14 protein-coding genes and 1 pseudogene are annotated in these 18,798 nt (G+C 66.8%); 9 read left to right on the top strand and 6 right to left on the bottom strand.

Annotated features, from left to right (window positions below; genetic code table 11):
* The 5 genes from DWV11_RS13695 (at position 1) to DWV11_RS13715 (ending at position 5,037) form a co-directional block, all read left to right on the top strand.
* A complete protein-coding gene (locus DWV11_RS13695; RefSeq protein ID WP_115789471.1) occupies positions 1-933 on the top strand; it encodes a carbohydrate ABC transporter permease in 933 nt (310 codons plus the stop codon).
* Entirely contained in the window at positions 930-1,832 is a 903-nt protein-coding gene (locus tag DWV11_RS13700) for a carbohydrate ABC transporter permease (RefSeq protein ID WP_115789472.1), read from the top strand. Before DWV11_RS13695 ends, DWV11_RS13700 begins: the two co-directional genes overlap by 4 nt.
* A 55-nt stretch (positions 1,833-1,887) precedes the next feature.
* Positions 1,888-2,988 (top strand): Gfo/Idh/MocA family protein, encoded by a 1,101-nt coding sequence (locus DWV11_RS13705; RefSeq protein ID WP_115789473.1) that lies wholly within the window; start codon positions 1,888-1,890, stop codon positions 2,986-2,988.
* Complete coding sequence (locus DWV11_RS13710; protein WP_115789474.1) at positions 2,988-3,743, top strand: ThuA domain-containing protein; 756 nt, start codon at positions 2,988-2,990, stop codon at positions 3,741-3,743. The genes DWV11_RS13705 and DWV11_RS13710 overlap by 1 nt, the downstream gene beginning before the upstream one ends.
* 100 nt (positions 3,744-3,843) lie before the next feature.
* Positions 3,844-5,037 (top strand): MFS transporter, encoded by a 1,194-nt coding sequence (locus tag DWV11_RS13715; protein ID WP_115789475.1) that lies wholly within the window; start codon positions 3,844-3,846, stop codon positions 5,035-5,037.
* A 199-nt stretch (positions 5,038-5,236) separates the two neighbouring features.
* On the opposite strand, the gene aceB is transcribed toward DWV11_RS13715, so the two are convergent.
* Both aceB and aceA read right to left on the bottom strand, forming a co-directional pair.
* Positions 5,237-6,889, bottom strand: a complete 1,653-nt coding sequence (gene aceB, locus DWV11_RS13720) for a malate synthase A (protein WP_115789476.1) — start codon at positions 6,887-6,889, stop codon at positions 5,237-5,239.
* Between the two features lie 445 nt (positions 6,890-7,334).
* On the bottom strand, positions 7,335-8,678 hold the full coding sequence (gene aceA, locus DWV11_RS13725) for an isocitrate lyase (RefSeq protein WP_115789477.1): 1,344 nt from the start codon (positions 8,676-8,678) through the stop codon (positions 7,335-7,337).
* 144 nt (positions 8,679-8,822) lie between these two features.
* Here aceA and DWV11_RS13730 point away from each other — a divergent pair, with 144 nt between their 5' ends.
* The 3 genes from DWV11_RS13730 to DWV11_RS13740 all read left to right on the top strand — a co-directional run bounded on the left by DWV11_RS13730 (position 8,823) and on the right by DWV11_RS13740 (position 13,371).
* Complete coding sequence (locus DWV11_RS13730) at positions 8,823-10,334, top strand: helix-turn-helix transcriptional regulator (protein WP_115789478.1); 1,512 nt, start codon at positions 8,823-8,825, stop codon at positions 10,332-10,334.
* A 187-nt stretch (positions 10,335-10,521) separates the two neighbouring features.
* The gene (locus tag DWV11_RS13735) at positions 10,522-11,949 is read left to right on the top strand and encodes an amino acid permease (protein ID WP_115789479.1); all 1,428 of its coding nucleotides are present in this window, start codon (positions 10,522-10,524) and stop codon (positions 11,947-11,949) included.
* Positions 11,950-12,072: 123 nt separating this feature from the next.
* Complete coding sequence (locus DWV11_RS13740) at positions 12,073-13,371, top strand: serpin family protein (RefSeq protein WP_115789480.1); 1,299 nt, start codon at positions 12,073-12,075, stop codon at positions 13,369-13,371.
* Positions 13,372-13,397: 26 nt separating this feature from the next.
* Here the strand turns inward: DWV11_RS13740 and DWV11_RS20415 are convergent.
* From DWV11_RS20415 to DWV11_RS13765, 4 genes and pseudogenes are all read right to left on the bottom strand, one after another.
* Positions 13,398-13,511 (bottom strand): annotated as a pseudogene (locus DWV11_RS20415) (bifunctional hydroxymethylpyrimidine kinase/phosphomethylpyrimidine kinase); the annotation flags it as partial.
* Between the two features lie 418 nt (positions 13,512-13,929).
* On the bottom strand, positions 13,930-14,937 hold the full coding sequence (locus tag DWV11_RS13755; RefSeq protein ID WP_115789482.1) for a TAXI family TRAP transporter solute-binding subunit: 1,008 nt from the start codon (positions 14,935-14,937) through the stop codon (positions 13,930-13,932).
* Entirely contained in the window at positions 14,930-16,348 is a 1,419-nt protein-coding gene (locus DWV11_RS13760) for a sensor histidine kinase (protein WP_115789483.1), read from the bottom strand. The genes DWV11_RS13755 and DWV11_RS13760 overlap by 8 nt, the downstream gene beginning before the upstream one ends.
* The gene (locus DWV11_RS13765) at positions 16,345-17,013 is read right to left on the bottom strand and encodes a response regulator transcription factor (protein WP_115789484.1); all 669 of its coding nucleotides are present in this window, start codon (positions 17,011-17,013) and stop codon (positions 16,345-16,347) included. Before DWV11_RS13765 ends, DWV11_RS13760 begins: the two co-directional genes overlap by 4 nt.
* Before the next feature lie 303 nt (positions 17,014-17,316).
* Between DWV11_RS13765 and DWV11_RS13770 the strand changes: the two genes are divergently transcribed.
* Positions 17,317-18,732, top strand: coding sequence for an MFS transporter (locus DWV11_RS13770; protein WP_115789485.1), 1,416 nt, complete (start codon positions 17,317-17,319; stop codon positions 18,730-18,732).
* Positions 18,733-18,798 lie beyond the last annotated feature (66 nt).

Here is an 18,798-nt window from a genome sequence, read left to right on the forward strand (position 1 = left end):
ATGTCCATCAAGTCCCTTTCACCCGGTCGCGGCGTGAGCACGCGCGACCGGGCGGAGCGGCGGCTCGCCGTCCGGATGACCGCGCCGTCCCTGATCCTGATGGCACTGGTGGCGGCGGTTCCCATCGGCTACGCCGTGTGGCTGTCGCTCAACCAATACAGTGTCCGCACCGCGGGCCTGTCCCGCTTTGTCGGCCTGGAGAACTACACCACCGCCCTGGCCAGCCCGGACTGGTGGGCCGCATTCGGCCAGACATTTCTCTTCGCCGGGCTCTCGGTCTCCCTGGAACTTGTCCTGGGAACGGCGATGGCCCTCCTGCTCAACCTTGCCTTCAAGGGCCGGGCCCTCCTGCGGACCGTGGTGCTCCTGCCCTACGCGATTATCACGGTGGTCTCCGCGATTACCTGGCAGACGATGTTCCAGCCCAATCTTGGCCTGGTCACGAATGTCCTTTCCGCCCTCGGCCTGCCGGGCGGGGACGTCGTCTGGCTCGGCGAGCACGGCTATGCGATGGCTGTCATCGTCCTGGCCGATGTCTGGAAGACCACTCCCTTCGCGGCCCTCATCATCCTGGCCGGGCTGCAGGTCATCCCTGCCGAGACCTATGAGGCAGCGGAGCTCGACGGCGCCGGCAAGTGGCAGACTTTCCTGCACATCACCCTGCCCCTCCTGCGCCCGGCAATCGTCCTCGCCGCGATCTTCCGCACCATGGACGCACTGCGCGTCTTCGACCTGCCGTTCGTCCTCACCCGTGGAGCGAACGGCACCGAATCCATGTCCATGCTCGCCTACACCCAGCTGCGCGAGAACCGCCTGGTGGGTGAAGGATCCGCACTTTCCATCCTGACCTTCCTCACCGTGATGGTCGTGTCGGTCATCTATATCCGCTTCGCCGGCGGCAACATCCGCGACGTTGCCAAGGAGGAACAATGAGCACGCTGACCACACAGCGGCCGACGACGGCGGACCCCGCCACCCGCCGTCGGGCACCGAAGCGCCGCCTCCGCGGCGAAGCGAAACTGCACCCGCTGGCGTGGGTGTTCGTCGTAGCGGTCATGGGCTTCTCGCTCATACCGTTCTACTGGCTGGTCAACACGTCCTTGAAAAAGGGCGCCAGCCTCTCCAAGGGCGAGCTGTTCCCCGGCGAGCCGAGCTTCGGGAACTACCTTGCGGTCTTTCAGAACGCCGAATTCCTCGTGGCACTGCGGAACTCGGTGATCATCGCCGTCGTGACCACCACCGTGGCGCTCGTATTCGCCTCATGTGCGGCGTATGCCCTGGCCCGGCTCAAGATGCGGCGCAAGGCCATGATCCTGACCCTCATCCTTTCGGTGACCACGTTCCCCGCCATCGCCATCGCGGCTCCGATGTTTTCCATCTGGCGCGAGATCGGCCTCTACGACACGCTCCTGGGCCTGATCATCCCGAAGCTGACCTTTGCGCTGCCGCTGGCGATCTACATGCTGACCTCCTTCTTCAAGGAGATTCCGCGCGAACTGGAGGAATCGGCATACATGGACGGGGCCTCGCCCTTCACCGCCTTCCGCAAGGTCATCCTTCCGCTGGCGGTACCGGGGCTGGCCACCGCAGCCATCCTTGTGTTCATCTCGGTATGGAACGAATTCCTGCTTGCAGTCACACTGACCACCTCGCCCGAGGCCCGGCCGGTGCCCGTGGCGATTGCCTTCTTCAGCGGCACCAGCGAATTCGACCAGCCGCTGGGGACCATCAGTGCGGCCTCCGTGATCATCACGGTCCCGCTGGTGATCCTTGTGCTCCTCTGCCAGAAGAGGATCGTGTCAGGAATGACCGCAGGCGCCGTCAAGGGCTGACCTTCTCCGAAATACCAACGCAACAAGCCAAACAACAGGAAAGAACAGGAAACCCGTGAGCACTGAGCACGCTACGCCCGCAAACCTCAAGGTAGGGGTCGTCGGCATTGGTTGGGCCGGCCAGCAGCACCTCGAGGCCTACAGCAGGATCGGCGGCGTCGAGATCGTGGCCGCCGCCGGCATGGAAACCGAACTCCTCGCCGAGGTGGAGGAAAAGTACAGCATTCCGCACGTTTTTGCCCGGTGGGAAGACATGCTTGGGCTCGACGGGCTCGACGCCATCAGCGTGGCCGTCCCCACCTTCCTGCACGCGCCCATCGCGGTCGCCGCCCTGGAGAAGGGCATTCACGTCCTGAGCGAGAAGCCGATCGCGCGCAACGGCGTTGAGGGCCAGGCGATGGTGGACGCGGCCCGCAAGGCAGGGCGCGTGCTGGACGTCGCCTTCAACCACCGCCGCCGGGGCGACATCCAGGCGCTCAAGTCCGTGATCGACCAGGGCGAGCTCGGCCGGCCGTACTACGCCAAGGCCGCGTGGCTGCGCCGCCAGGGCATCCCCACGCTGGGCAGCTGGTTCACCAACCCGGAACTCGCCGGCGGCGGTCCCCTCGCGGACATTGGCGTGCATGTCCTGGACTACGCCCTGCACCTGCTGGGCGAACCGAAGGTGCTGGCCGTGTCCGCGTCCACGCACTCCGAACTGGGTCCGCGCGGCCTGGGTGGCAACGCCCGGTACACCGCAATGGCCTCCTCCAACAAGTTCGAGGTAGAGGACTTCTCCTCGGCATTCCTGCGCCTGGAAGGCGGCGCCACCCTGGTCATCGAGGCGGGCTGGGCCAGCTACAGGAAACCGGATGACGAGATCAACTTCCTCGTCTACGGCACCGACGGCGGTGCGGAACTCACGGTTGCCGGCAACCCGTCTCCGGAACGCGGCGAACTGCACGTCTTCAAGGACAGCGGCGAAGAAAACGCCGACTACGCTCCAGAAGTGGGCAGCAACGGCATGCACCAACAGGTGGTGGAGGACTTCGTGGCAGCGGTCCGCGCCGGGGAAGCGGAGTGGGGCCGGCACGACGGCTCGCTGGCCCTGAACCGTGCGCTGATCATCGACACCTGCTACCAGTCCGCACTCGAAGGCCGGGAGGTACGTCTCTGATGGCCGACCGCAAACTGAACATCGTCGTCTGGAACGAAGGCGTCCACGAGGCCAACAACCACCCGGCAACGATGGCCGAAATGTATCCGGAAGGCATGCACGGGGCCATCGCGGGCGGCCTGCGCACCTTCTACCCGGATGCGGACATCACGACGGCGACCCTCGCCGACCCGGAGCACGGACTGTCCGAGGAGGTGCTCGCCCGGACCGACGTGCTCCTGTGGTGGGGCCACATCGCCCACGGCGACGTCAGCGACGAGGCGGTGGAGCGGGTGCAGCGCCACGTGCTGGGCGGCATGGGCCTGGTGGTGCTGCACTCCGGGCACTTCGCGAAGATCTTCACCCGGCTGCTGGGCACCACCTGTTCCCTGAAATGGCGCAACGACGGCGAACGCGAGCTCGTCTGGACGGTCAAGCCTTCGCACCCGATCGCCGCCGGCGTCGAAAGCCCCATCGTCATCCCCCAACAGGAGATGTACGGCGAACTCTTCGACATTCCGGAGCCCGACGACCTGATCTTTATCAGTTCCTTCGAAGGCGGCGAGGTGTTCCGCTCCGGGGTGACCTTTTCGCGCGGCAAGGGCCGGATCTTCTACTTCAGCCCCGGTGACCAGGAATACCCGGTGTACCACCAGCCGCAGATCCAGAAGGTCATCGCCAACGGCGTGGGCTGGGTGGCGCAGCCCGAACAGTTCCGGGAGGCCCCGGAGGTGTCCAACCCGCAGCGCGGCTGGTACCTCGGCCCGGATCACTGAATCATCCGAGTGATCCTGGACAGCGTGATTTTCGACAACGGCGCCCCGGTTTTCGCAAGCGGGGCGCCGTTGCCGTGATAGCAAGAAGGGTGATCAAAAAATGACCGGCCTGTTGTCACGCCTTCCGCGCAGCTGGGTGGTCCTGGCCTGCATCGCCTTGATCTCCCTGTGCATGCGCGGACCGATCGTTTCCGTCGCCCCGGTGCTGGACACCATGCAGGCAGAACTCGGCTTCCCGCCGGTGGTGCTCGGCCTGCTGACCAGCATCCCGGTGCTGTGCTTCTCCCTTGCCTCGCCGGCCGCCGCCGTGGCCGGCCGGCGGTTCGGCGCCGAGTTCGCCGTCACCCTCACCCTTCTCGGTGTGCTGGCAGGGGTGGTGTTGCGCTCGGCCGGGCCGCCCGCCGTCGTGCTCCTGGGAACGGTGCTGATCGGCCTGGCGATCACGGTGGGAAACATCTGCGTCCCGCTGATCATCCGGCGCGACGTCTCGCCCCGGCGCCAGGGCACCGCAATGGGTCTGTACTCGGCGTTCCTGAACGTGGGCGCCTTCCTGACCTCGGTGGTCACGGCGCCGCTCGCGGAGCTGATGGGGTGGCGGCTGGCGCTGGCCGCCGTCGGGATCTTCGCCTTGGCGGCGACGGCGGCCTGGGCCCTGGCGTTCGGACCGCGGCGCGCGTTTGTCCCGGTTCCGCTGCCGGCGGCTCCCGTGGCAGCGGCCGCCCCGGTGACCGGCGCCTTCTGGATTACAGCCGGGCTCACCGCCGGCTTCGCCGGCCAGGCCTTCTCCTACTATGGCGTCACCACCTGGCTGCCGAGTTTCCTGGGCGACGCCCTCGGCATGACCGCTACCCAAGCGGGCGCCGGCGCCTCGATCTTCCAGGTCCTGGCGATTGTCGGCTCGCTGGGGGTGCCGCTGCTCGCCAAGCACTGGAGCCCGACGGCGGTGGCGGTCACCGTGAGTGCGCTGTGGGCGACGATTCCCGTGGGCCTGTTGCTGGCGCCGTCGCTGTGGTGGCTGTGGTGTGCCGGGGCCGGGATCGCGCAGGGCGGTGGCTTCACGATCATCTTCTCCGCCCTGATCAGGGTGGCCAAGGACATGGCGACCGCGGGCAGGATGTCGGCCTTGGTGCAGGGCGTGGGCTACCTCTTCGCGGCCGTGGCACCCAGCGCGGTGGGCTTCGTGCACGAACGGGCCGGCAACTGGACCCCGCCCCTGCTGGTGATCCTGGGCTCGGTGCTGACCTTCGCCGTTTGCACCACGCTCTCGGTGCGCCATGCGGGCAAGCACCGCTGAGCCTCTTCATCCTTAACAACGGGGAGCGCTTAACAATGGGGAGCGCGAACTGGCAGCAGATGCCCTTTGAATCGAGTTCAGGGGTCATCTGCTGCCAGTTCGCGCTGGAGGAAAGGGGCGGTCCGCCGCCGGGCTGCTTCCCCGGCCTTCGGGGTCACTTGTTGCGAAGAGTGCAGGCAGCCCGGCTGGCGGAAATTTTCTAGGCGGCGATCAGTTCTTCCTGGCTGGCTTCTTCTTTGGCTTCGGTGAGGAAGCGGGCGTAGGCCGGGATGGTCAGGAAGGTGGGGAAGTCCTCGGCGAGGGTGACTTCTTCGAAGATGCTGCGGGCGTCGGTGAAGCGGTCGCCGTCGAAGCGTTCCAGCCGGGCGAACTCCTCATCCAGCATGTCCTCCACCCATTCGCGGGTGATGATGTCGCCGTGTTCGGTGATGGCGTGGGAGTGGATCCATTGCCAGAGCTGGGAGCGGGAGATTTCCGCGGTGGCGGCGTCTTCCATGAGGTTGTGGATGGCCACGGCACCGTTGCCGCGCAGCCACGATTCGATGTAGCGGATCCCCACCTCGATGTTGATGCGGACACCCTGCTCGGTGATGTTTCCCTCGGTGGTGGAAATGTCGATCAGCGCGCGGTCGTCGGGTGTCACGTCCTCGCGGGAGCGGTCCAGCTGGTTCTGACGCTCGCCGAGGACGGCGTCGAACACTTCGCGGCAGACCGGCACCAGGTCCGGGTGGGCGACCCAGGAGCCGTCGAAACCGTCGTTGGCTTCGCGGGTCTTGTCCGCGCGGACCTTCTCGAAGGAGGCCGTGTTGGCGGCCTTGTCCTTGCGGTTGGGCACGGCGGCGGCCATGCCGCCGATCGCCATGGCGCCGCGGCGGTGGCAGGCGCGCACCAGTTGTTCGGTGTAGGAGCGCATGAAGGGCTGGGTCATGCTGACCTGGCCGCGGTCCGGGAGGACGAAGCGCGGGCCGCGGGTCCGGAAGTTCTTGATCAGCGAGAAGATGTAGTCCCAGCGGCCGGCGTTCAGGCCTGCGGCGTGGTCGCGCAGTTCGTAGAGGATTTCCTCCATCTCGAACGCGGCCGTGATGGTCTCGATCAGCACGGTGGCGCGGATGGTGCCCTGCGGGATGCCGAGCAGGTCCTGGGCCAGGACGAAGATGTCGTTCCACAGCCGGGCTTCGAGGTGGTTCTCGATCTTCGGCAGGTAGAAGTATGGTCCGCGGCCTTGGGCGAGCAGGCGCCGGGCGTTGTGGAAGAAGAACAGGCCGAAGTCCACGATGCCGCCGGCGATCGGCTTGCCGTCGATCAGCATGTGCTTCTCCGGCAGGTGCCAGCCACGCGGACGGACCACGATGGTGGGCAGCTCCTGGTTATCCCGCAGCCGGTATTCCTTGCCTTCCGGGGAGGTGAAGTCGATGCGGCGCTCCAGCGCGTCGGTCAGGTTGAGCTGGCCCTGGATGACGTTGCGCCACGTGGGGGTGGAGGAGTCCTCCATGTCCGCCAGCCACACCTTGGCGCCAGAGTTCAGCGCGTTGATGGTCATCTTCCGGTCCACGGGCCCGGTGATTTCCACCCGGCGGTCCTCCAGGCCCGGGGCCGGGGGAGCGACCCGCCAGTTCGGGTCGTTGCGGACGCTCTCGGTTTCGGGCAGGAACCGCGGATCCTGGCCCGAAGCGATCTGGGCCCGGCGCGTGTGGCGGGCCTGCATCAGCTCCTGGCGCCGTTCCGACGTCGCCCGGTGCAGCTTCGCGACGAAATCCAGGGCGTCCGGAGTAAGCACCTCGGTCTGCCGGCAGATCGGCTGCGCGGTCAGGGTGATGCCGTTGATGGTGAAGCTGTCGGTGAAGCTGTTCATGTCGATCTCTCCTCTGAGAAGCAAATGTTCGACGGCGGCCTGCTTGGCTTGGGTGCCGGAACTCCGGTCACTTTGCGTGCCGGATCTCTGCTCACCTTCGGCCTGCGGACCGGCATTGCTCTGCCTGCTATTCCCCACGCCCCGGTATCGACCTCGCTGAGCGAGGACGATACCGGGACGCAGGGCCCCTTTTACGCAGGCTGCCGCAATACCGGCCTCTCCGGCCTAGTGCGTCAGGCAACTTCCGTACGCCGGGCAAAAGTGATCCGGAAGCGTGCGTAAAAGGGGCCCTGTCTCCGTCCTCGGCCGAGCTTTGCGAGGCCACAGGACGGGGATGGGGATTAGCACGCGGAGGATCGCTTTTCCCGGCACCCAAGGTGAGGGGAACCGGTCCGCAGGCCGGCGGTGAGCAGGTGCCCAACCGGCCGTCGTCGAGCGGTAAGTGTTAGTGGAACTGGCCTTCTTCGGTGGATCCCACCAGGGCCAGGGTGGACGCGTTCGGGTTGAGCGCGGTGGCGATGTCGTCGAAGTAGCCGGTGCCGACTTCGCGCTGGTGCTTGGTTGCGGTGTAGCCGCGGGATTCGGAGGCGAATTCCTTTTCCTGGAGTTCGACGTAGGCGCTCATGCCTTCACGGGCGTAGCCGTGGGCGAGGTCGAACATCGAGTAGTTCAGGGCGTGGAATCCGGCCAGGGTGATGAACTGGAAGGTGAAGCCCATGGCGCCGAGTTCGCGCTGGAACTTCGCGATGGTGGCGTCGTCGAGGTGCTTGCGCCAGTTGAAGGACGGCGAGCAGTTGTAGGAGAGCATCTGGTCCGGGAACTCGGACTTGACGGCTTCGGCGAACTTACGGGCCAGTTCCAGGTCCGGGGTGCCGGTCTCCATCCAGATGAGGTCGGAGTACGGGGCGTAGGCCTTGGCGCGGGCGATGCAGGGTTCGATGCCGTTGCGGACCTTGTAGAAGCCTTCGGCCGTACGAACCGGCTGTCCTCCCTCACGGAGGATGAACTCGCGGTCGCGTTCGTCGACGTCGGAGGTGATCAGGGTGGCCGCCTCGGCGTCGGTGCGGGCGATGACGACGGTGGGGGTGCCGGCGACGTCGGCAGCCAGGCGGGCCGCGTTCAGCGTGCGGATGTGCTGCTGGGTGGGGATGAGGACCTTGCCGCCCAGGTGGCCGCACTTCTTTTCGGAGGCCAACTGGTCTTCCCAGTGAACGCCCGCGGCGCCGGCGGCGATCATGGACTTCATGAGTTCGTAGGCGTTGAGCGGACCGCCGAAGCCGGCCTCGGCGTCGGCGACGATCGGGACCAGCCAGTCCTCGACGGTCTTGATGCCCTCGGCGAATTCGATCTGGTCGGCACGCAGCAAGGCGTTGTTGATGCGGCGGACCACCTGGGGGACCGAGTTCGCCGGGTACAGCGACTGGTCCGGGTAGGTGTGGCCGGAGAGGTTGGCATCTGCGGCAACCTGCCAGCCCGACAGGTAGATGGCGCGCAGTCCGGCCTTGACCTGCTGCACCGCCTGGTTGCCGGTGAGGGCGCCGAGGGCGTTGGTGTAGCCGCCGTGGGGGGCCTCTTCGGTGAGCTGCTTCCACAGCTTCTCGGAACCGCGGCGGGCCAGGGTGTGCTCTTCGGAGACCCGGCCTCGGAGGCGCACGACGTCGGCGGCCGGGTAATCACGGGTGACGCCTTCCCAGCGCGGGTTGGCAGCCCATTCAAGTTCCAGCGCTGCAGCCTGCTCGCCTGCTGTTTCCTGAGCGGAACGTTCTGCTGGTTCAAACGATGCGGTCATTGCATGTCTCCTTGGTGGTGCCGGGGCCGGCCCCCGCTGCGTCGTTGCTGCGTCAGCCGGCTGACCCGGGAGCTGTATTCCTCTTCGTGAGAACTACTTTTCTGCACTTTCAAGTGGGTCGCTAGGGGAAAACTATGGAAAGAAATACAGTTCTTCGCGTATTCTCAAGAAATGTCGCCTGTGAGCTGGAACCGCGAAGTCGCATCGCCGCCCTCGTCCGCTGCGTCCCCCGAACTGGACGTCATCAGCCTCGGCCGCCGTGTGCGGCATCTGCGCAAGCAGGCCGGCCTGACGCTCGATGACTTGAGTGCCGCCGTCGGGACCGCCCCCAGCCAGCTGAGCCTGATCGAGAACGGCAAGCGCGAACCCAAACTCGGCCTCCTCCAGGGCCTGGCCGGGGCGCTCAACGTGAGCATCGACCAACTCCTCGGAGCCGAGCCGCCCAGCCGCCGCGCAGCCCTGGAAATCGAACTGGAGCGCTACCAGCGCGGACCCCTCTACGAGTCGCTCAAGCTGCCGAAGATCCGCGTCAGCTCGCGGCTTCCGCTTGACGTGCTCGAGGCGCAGGTGGGACTGCTGCAGGAGCTCGAACGCAAGATGAACGAGCAGGTGGCGACGCCGGAGGAAGCCCGCCGCGCGAACGGTGAGTTGCGTGCCATGATGCGTGAGCGCGGGAACTACTTCCCGGAGTACGAGGCCGAGGCACAGAAGGTGCTGCGGCAGGTCGGTTACAGCGGCGGGCCGTTGAGCCAGCACGTTATTGCCGACATCGCGGAGAAGCTCGGATTCACCTTGCACCATGTGGGCGATCTGCCGCATTCCACCCGTTCCGTGACGGATTTGAAGAACCGCAGAATTTACCTGACGCAGAACCAGCGGCAGGATCACGACCCGCGTTCGGTGCTCCTGCAGGCCCTGGGACACTACGTGCTAGGCCACGAGACCCCGCGCAACTACGGTGATTTCCTGGCCCAGCGCGTGGCCACCAACTATTTCGCCGCGGCCCTGCTGCTGCCGGAACAGGCCACCGTTGAATTCCTGCAAAAGGCCAAGGCGGCCAAGGAAATCGCGGTGGAGGACATCCGGGACGCGTTTGCGGTGTCGTACGAGACGGCCGCGCACCGGTTCACGAACCTTGCCACGAAGCACCTGGGCATCACCACGCACTTCCAGAAGACCCACCAGAGCGGGATCATCTACAAGGCCTACGAGAACGACGGGGTGAACTTCCCGCAGGACCACACCGGCGCCATCGAGGGCCAGCCTTCGTGCAAAGCCTGGACCTCGCGTGCCGTGTTCGACGTGCCGGACAAGTTCAGCGCCTACTCCCAGTACACCGACACGCCGTCGGGCACCTACTGGTGCACCGCGCGCACGGAGCGGTCGGCGTCGGGCCAGTTCTCGCTGTCCATCGGCGTGCCGTACCAGCATGTGAAATGGTTCCGCGGGAGGGAGACGACGGCGCGCGCCACGTCGACCTGCCCGGATCCGGCCTGTTGCAAACGGCCGCCGGCCGCGCTTGCGTCCGAATGGGCGGGCAACGCCTGGCCCTCGGCCCGCGCCCACTCGCACCTGCTCGCCGCGATGCCGCCCGGGGCGTTCCCGGGCGTGGATGAGACCGAGGTGTACGCCTTCCTGCAGGCCCACTCGGGGTAGCTTTCTCCGCGCCCGAAGATTCGTGCGAACTGGCAGTTGTCGCCCTTAAATCCGCGAAAACAGGGCATTATCTGCCAGTTCGCGCAAGTCAAGCAAGGCCAAGCCCTCTTTTGTACGGCGGCCTCTTCTTTCACATAGGATGCCGTGTGCCCTCCGGGCGCTGCACTCCCTGAAGAAAGAAGTACCCATGCCAGCCGAGACCCAAGGCGCAAAAACCCACGGACCCAAGAAGCTCCGTTCCAGGCACGTCACCATGATCACCCTCGGTGGCATCATCGGTTCCAGCCTCTTCGTGGGCTCCGCCAACGTGATCCACGCGGTGGGCCCTGCAGCCGTGATCTCCTACCTGATCGGCGGCCTGCTGGTCTTCCTCGCCATGCGCATGCTGGGCGAAATGGCAGCGGCACGTCCCGCCGTCGGCTCCTTCATGGAGTACGCCCGCGTCGGCCTGGGCGACTGGGCCGGCTACTTCGTGGGCTGGCTGTACTGGTACTTCTGGGTGGGCGTGATCGCCTACGAGGCCGTGGTGGGCGGGTCCATCCTGCACGGCTGGGTCCCCTCGATTCCGCAGTGGATCTTCTCGGTGCTGCTGCTCCTGGTCTTCACCGGCGCCAACCTGGTGTCCCTGCGCTCCTTCGGTGAAACCGAGTTCTGGCTGGCCAGCATCAAGGTGGCCGCGATCGTGGTCTTCCTGGGGGTGGGCGTGCTCTTCGCCCTCGGCCTGTGGCCCAACGCCCGGTTTGCCGTCCCGAACCTGTGGGAGCACGGCGGCTTCATGCCCGAGGGCTTCGGCGCCGTGATCGGCGGCGTGGCGATCGTGATCTTCTCCTACTTCGGCACCGAAATCGCCGTCATGGCCGCTTCCGAATCCGAGGACCCGGCCAAGGGCGTCCGGCAGGCCACCAGCACCGTGATCTGGCGGATCCTGATCTTCTTCGTGGGCGCGGTCCTGCTTATTGTCACCATCGTCCCGTGGAACCAGCTGCCCGATCCCAAGGAGAAGGCACCCTTCGCCTACCTCTTCAGCCTCTACGGCCTGCCCGGTGCCGACGTCGTGATGAGCGCCGTGATCCTTACCGCCGTGTGCTCGGTGCTGAACTCCGGCCTGTACTCGGCGGCCCGCATGTTCTCCTCCATCGCCGGGCAGGGCTACGCGCCGAAGATCATCGCCCGCAAGTCTTCCACCGGTATTCCGGTAGTGGCCGTTATCGCCTCCACGCTGGGCGGATACGCCGCCGTCGTCATCAACTTCACGGCGCCGGATTCGGGCATCTTCGACTTCATCATGAACTCCGCCGGACTGGTGGCGCTGTTCGTCTACGCGTTCATCGCCCTGACCCAGCTGCGCACCCGGGCACGCATGACCCCGGAGGAAACCGCGTCCCTGAAGCTGCGCATGTGGCTGCACCCCTGGCTGGGGATCCTGGTGATCGCCGCCGTCGCCGGCATCGTGGTGGTCATGCTGTTCTCCAGCGACTCCGGCCGCACCCAGGTGTGGACCTCGCTGGTCTCCGTGGCGGTGCTCGCCGCGTTCTGGCCGCTGGTGAACAACAAGCTCAAGGCCCGCCGCGCGGCGGCCGAAGACGACCAGGAAGCGGTAGTCGCCTCGAAGTAACGGCGCCTGGGTGACGTATGCGGAATCGAAAGCGAAGCGAGCCGCAAACGTGACCGGCTCTCCATGGCCTCGTCGCGTGGTGGCTGCTTGACTGAAAGCAGTCACCACCGCGGGAGGGCAGCCATGAAGACCAGGAATCTTGCCCGGATAGTCGCATGGGGGACCGCCATTGTGTTGACCGCCTGCGCGCCGCAGCCTGCACCCCACGCGGCCCCGGCTCTCCTGAAGGCCGACGTCGAACGGGTTGCGGCCAGCATTTCGGCGTACCCGAAGCAGCTGGCGGCCTACCGCACCTCGGCCCTCAAGCTCGGAACGACGCTGCTCGCCGACGGCGGCGAGGAAGCCAACGGGAACGTCATCTCCTCGCCCGGGAGCCTGCTCATCGCCCTGTCGATGCTGCGCGCCGGCGCGTCCGGGGCGAGCGCCGCCGAAATGGACAAAGTGCTCAGCCTCCCCGCCGCTGCGCGCGACGAATCCATGAACGCGCTGCTCGCCACGCTCGAAAAGTACGACGGCGACCCCGCCTCGGTGGACGAGGACAACCCGCCGCGCAAACCGGTCATGCACGTTGCCAACGGCCTCTTCATCCACAAGGACACGCCCACCGGCCAGGCCTACCTGGACACCCTGGCCAGGCACTATGGCACCGGCGTATACCCCGTGGACTTCCGGAACGCCGCGGTGACCGAGCCAGCCATCGACGCCTGGGTGGATAAGAACACCGGCGGCCGGATCAAGAAGGCCCCGGTGAAATTCGACCCGAAGGACACCTTCAGCCTGCTGAACGCCGTGTACCTCGCCGCGGCCTGGAACGTGCCGTTCGACCCCGGGAACACCCGGGACCGGGCCTTCACCACGGCAGCCGGCGAAGTGCTCAACGTGCCCACCATGGACGGCACCGTGAGCGTGGCCTACGCGCAGGGCAAGGGCTGGCAGGCCGTCGAGCTGCCCTACGCGGAAGGTTTCACCATGCGGCTCGTGCTCCCGGACAGGCTTTCGACGGGGCAGGCTGCGGTCCCTTCAGACACCCTCGACGCCGGGACACTCGCCCGGGTGGCAGAGGCACTCGGGCGGGCGTCGCCGTCGCCCGTTGAGATCAAGCTGCCCAAGTGGGACCACAAGAGCAAGTTCGACCTCAAGAAGATGCTCATCCGGATGGGCTTGAAAGAGACCTTCAGCACCACCACCGACTTCAACGCCATCCAGCCGGGGATGTTCCTCACCGCGGCGGCGCAGGCCGCCAACATCACGGTGGCCGAGAAGGGCACCGTTGCCGCTGCCGTCACGCAGATCAACGCCCGGGACAGTGCTGCCATGCCGCCCCCGCAGAGCATCTCCTTTGACCGCCCGTTCCACTACGAGATCGTGCACGTGGAGACGGGCCTGCCCCTGTTCATGGGCCAGGTGGCAGACCCGCGGTAAGCAGGCCGGTCGGGTGCCGGCGGGGATTAGAGGGCGCCGCCCTGCCAGAGGGCATCGAACGGTGCGTTCGAGGACACCCGGGCCTCGATGCCCGCGGTCACGAAAGCCTTCGCAGTCTTCGCCGCCTCCAGCGGCGTGGCGGTTGCCTAGGTCCAGTAGCTCGGGGCGATCGTCCAGATGTACGCAAGCATCGCCAAGTATCCGATTCCACACGTCCAGGCGTAAGGCCACCTTGTTCGTTCTTGATCGGCCAACGGCTTAGCGTGGTGCCCACCCGCATTCGCGAATCTGGCTCGGAGGCCCGCTGGTTGGAGCCGGAACAGCAAGAGGGACCCGACGATCAGAACCGCGGCCAAGTAGGCAAAGACCGGTGTCCCTGCAAAATGCGTCAGGGGAGGCAATATGAGGGCTGTGAGGAGAGCCAGGCCATTGAACGCCACGTTGATTCGTTCCAGAACCTTGATCACTTGCGGCAGCTCCGTACGCAGTTGAATGCATCTTAGGCCGGGTTGGCGAAGCTGGGGACCCCTCCGACCTGCGGGTTCGCGACCCAGCCACCTACCCGTGCAGCGTCCGGTACGCCCGTTCCGCCGCGGGGTGCAGGGGGATGCCCGCCGTGTTGATCAGGGTGTCCGGGCTGAGGAACTGCACCCCGGCACTGGTCTGGGGAACAAGGTCGCCGGCTCGCGTGACCAGCAGTTCCACGGTCCGCTCCACGGTGCGGTCGTCCAGGTCCCGCCGGCAGAGCAGCAGGTTGGCTACGCCCACGGTCCACACCGCGGGGGCGCCGTCGTAGCTGTTCTCCGGGATGAGGACGCGGTCGTAGAAGGGGCCGAACCGTGCGCGCATCGGGCGGATCATCCCCGACAGCTCGAGGAACGAGAGCCCGAGGTCCTTGTTCAGCGCCGCGATCGCGGCCGTGGGCACGCCACCGGACCAGAACAGCGCATCCACCGTCCCCGCCCGCAGAGCGGCCAGGCCCGTGTTCAACCCCAGGCTCTGTTCCCGGGGCGGATGCTTCGAGAACGCTTCCCGCCCGGCGCCTGCCCCGAACGTTTCCAGGATCCGGCGCGCCGTCAGGGACGTCCCGGAGCGGGACTCGCCTGTGCCGACCGTCCTCCCGGCGAGTTCGCCGAGACTGCGGATCCCGCTGTCCTCGCGGACGATGCAGTGCACATAGTTTTCGTAGACCTTCCCGACGGCGGCCATCGCCGCTGATGTGTCGGTTGCCGGAACCGCCTCGGCCGCGGCGTCGGCCAGCGCAATCGCGAACGTCGCCTTGCCTGCCCTGAGCAGTTCCAGGTTTTCCAGGCTGCCTCCGGTGGTCAGCGGTTCGGCCTTCCCGGCCACGCCTTCCCGCTGCAGGGCGCCGGCCAGCAGGGTGGCGAACTCGAGGTAGAAGCCGCCGCTTTCGCCGCCGGCAACCGTGATGCTTTGTGGTCCGCCCGCCGGGGTGCACGACGCAATTACGGGCAGCGCCACGCCCGCGAGCCCGGCGGTGAGGCCCGCCCGCAGCGCAGAAGCCAGTACGGTCCGGCGGGACACGTCCGTTCTTGGCTCAGTCATCGCCGGCTCCCGGGAACTCCAGCCGTGCCCGCAGCCCGCCGCCGGGGTTCTCCTCCAGCACCAGGCGCCCGCCGTTGGCTTTCGCCAACCGGTCGACGATCGTCATGCCGAGCCCGGTGCCGCGGATCGCCCGGTGCTCCGGCGACCGCCAGAAACGCGAGGTGGCAGCGGCCCGGTCTTCGGCGCGCAGGCCGGGGCCGCCGTCGGACACTTCGATGGAAACGGAACCGTCCCGCCCGCGGAGGGCCACCATCACGGTGGTGCCGGGGGCGTACTTGATGGCGTTGGCGAGGAGCTCGTCCACCATGTGCGCCAACTCGGCAGGCTTGCAGCGCAGGCGCGGTGCCGGCCTGCTGTTCAATTCGGGGCTGGTTTCCAAGACGAGGACGACGCCGGCCGCTTCCGCCGCGGGCCGCGCCCGGTCCGTCTCCTCCTGGAGCACCGTGAAGGGATCGGTGTCCGGGACCTCCGCGTCCGGCGCCGCCGGCCCGCCGCTCTGCTGCTCCGACGCCCGGTGTTCGGCGGACGCGAGCCGCAGCACGCCGTCGAGGATTTCCTCCACCCGTTCCAGCTCGGCGGTGACGTCCGCCGCGGCGGCTTGCTCCTCTGCTGAGCGGAGCCTGAGCTGGAGGAGGTCCAGCCGCAGCCGCAGGGCACCCACGGGATTCCGGAGCTGGTGGGAGGTGTCGGCGATGAGCAGGCGCTGCGACTCCATGCTTTCGCTCACGGCCTGCGCCATCCGGCTGAAGCTGCGGCTCAGCTCCCTTAGCTCCGGCGGGCCGGCCTCGGGCAGCCGCGCGGTCCTGCCGCGGGCGGCAAGTTCCTGCGCGGCCGAGTTCAGCCGGTGCACCGGGCGCAACACCCACGCCGTCACGCGCGCGGCGCCGAGCAGGAGCAGCAGCCAGAGCACCACAGCGCCGAGGCCCACCAGCAGGTACCGTTCGCGCAGTTGCTGCCGGGCGGCGTCGAGCTTCACCTCCAGCACCGCTTCGCCGAGCACCTGGCTGGCCGGCCCGAAGGACCGGGAAATATACGCTGCCCCGGAGCCGAACGCCTGCACGGGCGGCAGGGTGGTGTTGCTGAGGTTCAGGCTGGCCTGCCCGACGGCGCTGCGCACTTCCGGCCGCTCGTCGTCGAGGCTGCCGGACCGCAGCGTCCCGGATGGCAGGCGGATGAGGACACCTTCGCCGTACAGGGCGGAGTACCGGTCCATGTCGCCCTGAAGCTGGCCGGAATCGCCGTCGAGGGCGGCGTCGTAGGCGAGCTGGGCGAAGCGGTTGAGTGCCGACACCCGGTTGATCTGCACCTCCTGGGCCAGTTCCCGGCTGGCGGAGCTCAGGATCGCCGCGGCCACCACCACCACCAGCAGCGCGGCCAGCACCCCCAGGGTGCCTAAAACCCGTAGCCTCACGCCGGTTCCGCTTCGATGCGGTAACCCACGCCCCGGACGTTGATGATGAAACCGGGCAGGCCCAGCTTCGAACGCAGCCCCGTGAGGTGGACGTCCAGTGCGCGGGACGAGGCGAGGAACGCGTCACCCCAGAGGGCGTCGAGGATCTGCTCGCGGGTCACCACCGAGCCGGCGTTCCGGGCGAGCAGCGCCAGCAGCTCGAACTCCGTGGCGGTCAGCTGCAGTTCGCGGGAGCCGACGACGGCGACGCGGCGGTCGAGGTCGACGTCGAGTTCGCCGATCACGAGGGAGTGTGGACGGTTGCCGGCCGCTTTGGCGACCCGCCGGGTGACGGCTTCGATGCGGGCGAGGAGTTCAACGAGCTTCACGGGTTTCACGAGGTAGTCGTCGGCGCCCGAGCGGAGACCCAGGACTACGCTGCGTTCGTCGTCGCGGGCCGTGAGGATCAGGATGGGGGAGTCCGTCACCTGGCGGAGTTTGCGCAGCAGCTCGAGGCCGTCGATGTCCGGAAGGCCCAGGTCCATGAGGATCACTTCGTAGTCCCGGTGGACCAGGAGGGCGTCGGCGCCGCGGGCCACCCGATGCGGTTTGTGCCCGGCGGAGACGACGGCCGCGACAAGTGCCGATGCCATCGCATCGTCGTCTTCGACGATCAGCACGCGCATTGCCTAGTCCTCCGCTGTTCGGTTCCTCGGCTGTCCGGTTCCCGCGGATTCGGCCGCAGGGTGGTCCGTTTGGACCTTACCGCCTTCGCGGTTCTTTTGCTGCCGGTCTTGCTTCCGGGCTGCTTTCGGGCTGCTTCGGGTCTTACTGAGGGACGACGCCTTTCCGGGCGGCGGCCGATTCCTAAGGAAGTGTTAGGAAATGCCTTCCGGCGTGGATGTGCCCGGAATCACGAACTAGTTTGGCGGGTGGACTTATGCAGTAAACGGTTGCCGATGGCGGCGCCACGCAAGGAAGGTTCATCGATGAGCACTCAGCACACAGCGCCCCCAAACGGATCGGCGCAGGACGGATCGGCGCAGGACGGATCGGCACAGACCGAGTCAGCCCAGACGCGCCGGGCCGTGGGCAACATCCTCAAGGGCTCCGCAGGCAACCTGGTGGAGTGGTACGACCTGTACGTCTACACGGTCTTCGCCGCCTACTTCCAGGCCCATTTCTTCAACTCCAAGGACGAACTGCAGGCCGGCCTCGAAGCGATGGCCGTCTTCTCGACGTCGTTCCTCATGCGCCCGCTCGGCAGCTGGTTCTTCGGCCGCTACGCCGACCGCAAGGGCCGCAAGGCCGCGTTGACCCTCAGCGTGACCATGATGTCGATCGGGTCCTTCGGCATCGCGATCCTGCCCACCACCCAGGAAATCGGCATCTGGGCTCTGGTCCTGCTGATCTTCATCCGGGTGCTGCAGGGCTTCTCGGTGGGCGGCGAATACGGCACGAGCGCCACGTACATGTCCGAAGCCGCGACCGCCAAGCGCCGTGGCTTCTTCTCCAGCTTCCAGTACGTCACCCTGGTGGGCGGCCAGATGCTGGCCCTGCTGGTGCTGGTCATCCTGCAGAACACCATGGGCAAGGAGGCCCTGACCGGCTGGGGCTGGCGCATTCCGTTCGCAATTGGCGGCGTGGCAGCCCTGGTGGTCCTTTGGCTCCGCCGCTCCATGGAGGAGACGGTTTCGGCTGACCAGATCCGTGCCGCCCACGTCCGCGTGGAAGGCGAACCCCAGCCGGGCACCATGAAGCTGCTGTTGACCAAGCACTGGAAGCCGTTGCTGGTCTGCGTCGGCCTCACCATGGGCGGCACGATGGCCTTCTACACCTACACCAACTTCATCCTGAAGTTCATGAACGATACTTCCGGGATCGCCAAGACGGACACTTCGGTGATCAACTTCTGGGCACTGTTCATTTTCATGCTGCTGCAGCCCGTGTACGGGCTGATCTCGGACAAGATCGGCCGCAAGCCGTTGCTCGTGTGGTTCGGCGTGACCGGCGTCCTCTTCACTTGGCCGCTGCTTTCCACCCTGGCCGGCACCAAGGATCCCTTCACGGCGTTCCTGCTGATGATGGGCGGGCTGCTGATCGTGGGCGGCTACACCTCCATCAACGCCCTGGTGAAGGCCGAACTCTTCCCGGCGTCCATCCGTGCCCTCGGCGTCGGCCTGGGATACGCGATTGCCAACTCCCTCTTCGGCGGCACGGTTCCGCTGATCGGGGCCGCGTTCCAGAAGGCCGGCCGCGAGGACCTCTTCTTCACCTACGTGACAGTGGCGATCTTCCTGTCCCTGCTGGTCTACGTCTTCGCCCTGAAGAACAAGAAGGCCACGCACCTGGATACCGAGCAGGGCGACGCCTTCGAAAAGAAGGAACTCGTCGACGCCGCGTAAGTCCCTTCCCAACGCTCGCAAGCTCGCGTCGGGGCCCTCGGGACGACGCCGCGTAAGTCCCTCCCC

The organism is Arthrobacter silvisoli (assembly GCF_003369445.1).
GTDB classification, from domain to species: domain Bacteria; phylum Actinomycetota; class Actinomycetes; order Actinomycetales; family Micrococcaceae; genus Arthrobacter; species Arthrobacter silvisoli.

What these genes read in the sequence shown, in the direction of transcription:
- DWV11_RS13735 (WP_115789479.1), top strand. Translation starts at nt 10,522, where the DNA reads ATGCCAGCCGAGACCCAAGGCGCAAAAACCCACGGACCCAAGAAGCTC.
- DWV11_RS13740 (WP_115789480.1), top strand. Translation starts at nt 12,073, where the DNA reads ATGAAGACCAGGAATCTTGCCCGGATAGTCGCATGGGGGACCGCCATT.
- DWV11_RS13710 (WP_115789474.1), top strand. Translation starts at nt 2,988, where the DNA reads ATGGCCGACCGCAAACTGAACATCGTCGTCTGGAACGAAGGCGTCCAC.
- aceA (WP_115789477.1), bottom strand. Translation starts at nt 8,678, where the DNA reads ATGACCGCATCGTTTGAACCAGCAGAACGTTCCGCTCAGGAAACAGCA.
- aceB (WP_115789476.1), bottom strand. Translation starts at nt 6,889, where the DNA reads ATGAACAGCTTCACCGACAGCTTCACCATCAACGGCATCACCCTGACC.
- DWV11_RS13765 (WP_115789484.1), bottom strand. Translation starts at nt 17,013, where the DNA reads ATGCGCGTGCTGATCGTCGAAGACGACGATGCGATGGCATCGGCACTT.
- DWV11_RS13715 (WP_115789475.1), top strand. Translation starts at nt 3,844, where the DNA reads ATGACCGGCCTGTTGTCACGCCTTCCGCGCAGCTGGGTGGTCCTGGCC.
- DWV11_RS13700 (WP_115789472.1), top strand. Translation starts at nt 930, where the DNA reads ATGAGCACGCTGACCACACAGCGGCCGACGACGGCGGACCCCGCCACC.
- DWV11_RS13755 (WP_115789482.1), bottom strand. Translation starts at nt 14,937, where the DNA reads ATGACTGAGCCAAGAACGGACGTGTCCCGCCGGACCGTACTGGCTTCT.
- DWV11_RS13695 (WP_115789471.1), top strand. Translation starts at nt 1, where the DNA reads ATGTCCATCAAGTCCCTTTCACCCGGTCGCGGCGTGAGCACGCGCGAC.
- DWV11_RS13770 (WP_115789485.1), top strand. Translation starts at nt 17,317, where the DNA reads ATGAGCACTCAGCACACAGCGCCCCCAAACGGATCGGCGCAGGACGGA.